At 36.5% G+C, this 4,033-nt stretch carries 4 protein-coding genes; 1 reads left to right on the top strand and 3 read right to left on the bottom strand.

Annotation, left to right across the window (positions count from 1 at the left end):
* Positions 1-195 precede the first annotated feature (195 nt).
* From AC22ZQ_RS13000 to AC22ZQ_RS12990, 3 genes are read right to left on the bottom strand one after another with little or no spacing between them, the layout of a single operon-like run.
* Complete coding sequence (locus AC22ZQ_RS13000; RefSeq protein WP_318959194.1) at positions 196-1,593, bottom strand: type III PLP-dependent enzyme domain-containing protein; 1,398 nt, start codon at positions 1,591-1,593, stop codon at positions 196-198.
* 8 nt (positions 1,594-1,601) lie between these two features.
* A complete protein-coding gene (locus AC22ZQ_RS12995) occupies positions 1,602-2,408 on the bottom strand; it encodes a sulfite exporter TauE/SafE family protein (protein ID WP_318959193.1) in 807 nt (268 codons plus the stop codon).
* A complete protein-coding gene (locus tag AC22ZQ_RS12990) occupies positions 2,408-3,442 on the bottom strand; it encodes a COX15/CtaA family protein (RefSeq protein WP_318959192.1) in 1,035 nt (344 codons plus the stop codon). Before AC22ZQ_RS12990 ends, AC22ZQ_RS12995 begins: the two co-directional genes overlap by 1 nt.
* Positions 3,443-3,570: 128 nt before the next feature.
* On the opposite strand from AC22ZQ_RS12990, the gene AC22ZQ_RS12985 reads away from it, so the two are divergent.
* The coding region (locus tag AC22ZQ_RS12985) for a Rossmann-fold NAD(P)-binding domain-containing protein (protein WP_486756244.1) at positions 3,571-4,033 on the top strand (463 nt) is incomplete at its 3' end.

Here is a 4,033-nt window from a genome sequence, read left to right as displayed (position 1 = left end):
GAGGTCTAGCTTGTCAGACCACTCTCTAAATGTGTTGGAAAATTCATTTTCACTTGTTATATAAAACGTCTCTATTTTCATCTCCGTAAATTTGTTAATTGCAACCAATTAGCTATTAAGCGGGGCGCAAAAATACTGAGAATACTCAATATTCTTCTATTATTTGGGGATTATTTTTAATAAACTTTTAAGATTCTATTTTTGATAACCTAATATCTCTAAATAATCAGAGGCATTTTGTTGCTCAGAGAAAACTTCTGTTTGTACTGCTCCCATTTTGTCTCTACTGATCAAAATATGTTTCGGTTCTGGTATCAAACAGTGCTTTAAACCTCCAAAACCACCAATGGTTTCTTGGTAAGCACCCGTGTTAAAGAATCCTATATATAAATCTTTGTCTTTTGTAAATTTTGGTAAGTAAATCGCGTTAACGTGTTGCTCAGAATTGTAGTAATCATCACTGTCGCACGTTAATCCACCTAAAAGTACACGTTCGTATTTTTCATTCCACCCATTTATAGGTAGCATTACGAAACGCTGATTAATAGCCCATGTATCAGGTAAGTTCGTCATGAACGAACTGTCAATCATGTTCCACTTCTCTCTATCGTTTTGTTGTTTTTGCGCAATTATTTTAAAAATAGCTCCTCCGCTTTCTCCAACGGTAAAAGATCCAAATTCAGTGAAAATGTTTGGTTCTGGGATATCGTATTCTTTACAAACACTTTGTATCTGTAAAAGAATTTCTTTCACCATGTAAGGGTAGTCGTAATCGAAACCGAGAGATTTCTTGATAGGGAAACCACCTCCGATATTTAAGCTGTCTAGGGAAGGACATACTTTTTTCAACTCACAGTATACGCGTAAACTCTTTGTTAATTCGTTCCAGTAGTAAGCGTTGTCGTCTATTCCTGTATTAATAAAGAAGTGAAGCATTTTCAAGTTCACCTTTTCATTGTCTTTAATCTTGTCTAAGTAATACGGTAAGATGTCGCGGTAACGCATACCCAAACGCGAGGTATAGAACTCAAATTTTGGATCTTCCTCAGAGGCAATACGAATTCCTATATCTATGGTACGGTTTACTTTCTCGGTTAACCTGTCCAACTCATCGGCATTGTCCATCACGGGCAAAACCTTAATGCGGTTGTCATTGATTAAACCTGCAATGTTATCAATGTATTTATCGGGCTTGTAACCATTACAAATTACTTGTGGATCATTGGTGATTTTTCCTTTATCCAACAAGTGATTAATGATGTCAATATCGTATGAACTAGACGTTTCTAAATGCACATCATTCTTCAATACTTCATCCAGTACAAAAGAAAAATGTGAGCTTTTCGTACAATAAGAATAATTGTAAGACCCCGTGTAGCGGATGGTGTTCATGGTTTCACTAAACCAACCTTTACATCTCTGGATGTTATTAGAGATTTGGGGTAGATAATTGAACTTTAGGGGAGTGCCATATTTAGCAATAAGTCCCATTAAGTCAATTCCATGGAACTGTAAAACATCGTCTTCCAAAGCAAATTCATCCTGTGGAAAATCGAAAGTTTGTTCAATTAAATCTATGTATTTCGTTCTCATTCTCGTTGTTAAAAGAGGTGGAGTTTATCCATTACTAAGAATCCACCAACAAGTAAAATTAATACACCGAAGCCCTTTTTAAGTACACTTCCATCTATTTTTTTAGAAAAAATTCCTCCAATTATAACTCCGCCTACCGTAAGCCCCGTTAATACAAGGAGTAAGCTCCAGTCTAATCCACCTTCGCCCATGATTTTTGGGTTGTTAAAATCACCTAAAAAGGCCACACAAGATTGTATAGTTACCACCAACATCGAGGTGCTGATGGCTTTTTTTATAGGAAGTCCCATAAAAATAAGTGCGGGTACAATTAAAAATCCTCCTCCTGCACCAACAAAACCAGCAAGAACCCCTACAGCAATTCCCAATGCGATAACTAGTGAGAGCGGTGTTTTTTTATTGTTTTCATTGGTGTCTTTACCAATCAGCATTTTTAAGGAAGTAAACATCATTAATACACCGAGCAGTATTACGATAACCGTATCTTTTTCTACTGTTGTATCAAAGAAGTGTAATGCTTCAGGAATATTCGGCATGATTAAACTACGCATGAAAAATGCTGTAATTGTGCTTGGAATTGCGAAAATAAGTCCTTCCCTTACTGCGAGTAAATTGAATTTAAGTCGTTGTAAAACGCCAATTAGAGAAGACATTCCAACAATGAAAAGAGAGTAGGAAGTAGAAACTTCTTCATTCACACTAAAGAGGTAAATCAATACCGGCATACTTAAGATACTTCCACCACCACCTACGAGGCCTAATACTATCCCGATTAAAATGGAGCAGAGATAACCTACAATTACAATTAAATCCATTAATTAAAATTAGAAATATTTGTGCGAGGGAACAAACTTCTGGTAAGGGCAATAAACAAAATTCCAAAAATGATGGTTGCAAATAGTAAATGGGCTACTTGTACCAACCCTGGCATGTTGAAATGCGCCAATAAAACTCCAGAGATAAGTTCAATGGCTAAGATGATAAATGCACTGTATAAGAGTTTTGATTTGGCAGATTTGAAATTTAAATACGCCAAAACTGCAAGCATAATTAAAACCAACCAACTAAAGCTTCTGTGTATATAAAACGTCATTCCCATTTCATCACTCCAGTCTTCTCTTCCTATACCTTGTTTGGTTAATTCATCAATAAATTCTCTCACTTGTGTACCTAAAAACATTTGTGTAAAAGTGATGGCAAAACTTAAAATGATAATGCCTTTAATGGATTTTGATACGCGTAATGCTCTTCCTGTTGGCTCACTTATTTTTCGGATAATTAGCAATTGTAAACAGATGATAACAAGGGCTAAAAACATGTGGACGGTGATGGTCCATGGAACTAAATTCGTGGCAACCACTATAGATCCAAACCATGCCTGAACTGCTAAGATGATTAGGTTGGCGAAGCTTAAAAAGAACAGTTTTTCTTTTCTGTATTTCAAGATGATCCAAAGGAAAACAACGAGAACACCGTTCCCTGCTAAAAATCCAAAAAGTCTATTTACATATTCCGTCCAGGTTTTTCTTCCGTTAAAATCTTGCTCAATTAAGAGTGATTTGTCGTTTCTCAATTTGTCTGCCGTTTCTCCCATTCCAAGCGTTTCGAGGAAGTTGGAAAATTTCACAACCTTCTTTGCTCTTTTTTCGGAGTAAATGTCTTTGTAATTGTCGGGCAAATTTTCATCGGTTGTTGGTGGTACCCATTGGCCGAAACATTTGGGCCAGTCCGGACACCCCATTCCACTTCCGGTAATTCTCACAAAACTACCTGCAATTACTACCAAATAAATTAAAACTAGGGTTAACCAATTGAAGCGAATAAATGCTTTGCTGAAGGGATTTTTCATGCTACAAAAATAAGTGACAAAGTTGATTTTTGTGATTTTTTTCACCGTAATAACATGAAATTCTTTGTGATAATGATCAATATTCTGAAAGGGATCTTATTTTTATCGGTAGAGCAAGTAATGAAGTGATGCAGAGTATTGGAATTATTGGATTTGGATGGTTGGGAAAACCCACAGGAGTGCGCCTTAGAATTATGAATGAAAAGGTGTCAGCTATTACTTCTTCAGCCAGTCGTTTAGAGGAAATTGAAGCCATGGGTATAGCGGCGACGCATATAGATTTGAATGCGGATTATTCTGCAGATTTATTTGACTGGATAGAAGGGAAGGATGTAGTAGTTTTCGCGATTTCTCCCTCTAAATTGGAAAACTACGTAGATGTAGTTGCCAATATTGCAGCCATGCTCAACGAAGAACAGAAAATGGTTTTCATCAGTTCAACCTCTGTGTACGATGATAATTTGAAAGTGGTTGATGAAACCAGTCCAACGAGTCCTTCTAAAAGGTCAGGTACAACACTTATAGATGCGGAAAAAGTTTTGTATCAAAAACTGGGTAAGCGTTTAAGTATCATTCGTATGGGGGGATTAG

The organism is Lishizhenia sp., from assembly GCF_057456495.1.
This window is presented reverse-complemented; position numbering and strand designations above follow the sequence as displayed.

Coding starts and splice junctions, on each gene's coding strand:
- AC22ZQ_RS13000 (WP_318959194.1), bottom strand. CDS start 1,593: ATGAGAACGAAATACATAGATTTAATTGAACAAACTTTCGATTTTCCA.
- AC22ZQ_RS12995 (WP_318959193.1), bottom strand. CDS start 2,408: ATGGATTTAATTGTAATTGTAGGTTATCTCTGCTCCATTTTAATCGGG.
- AC22ZQ_RS12990 (WP_318959192.1), bottom strand. CDS start 3,442: ATGAAAAATCCCTTCAGCAAAGCATTTATTCGCTTCAATTGGTTAACC.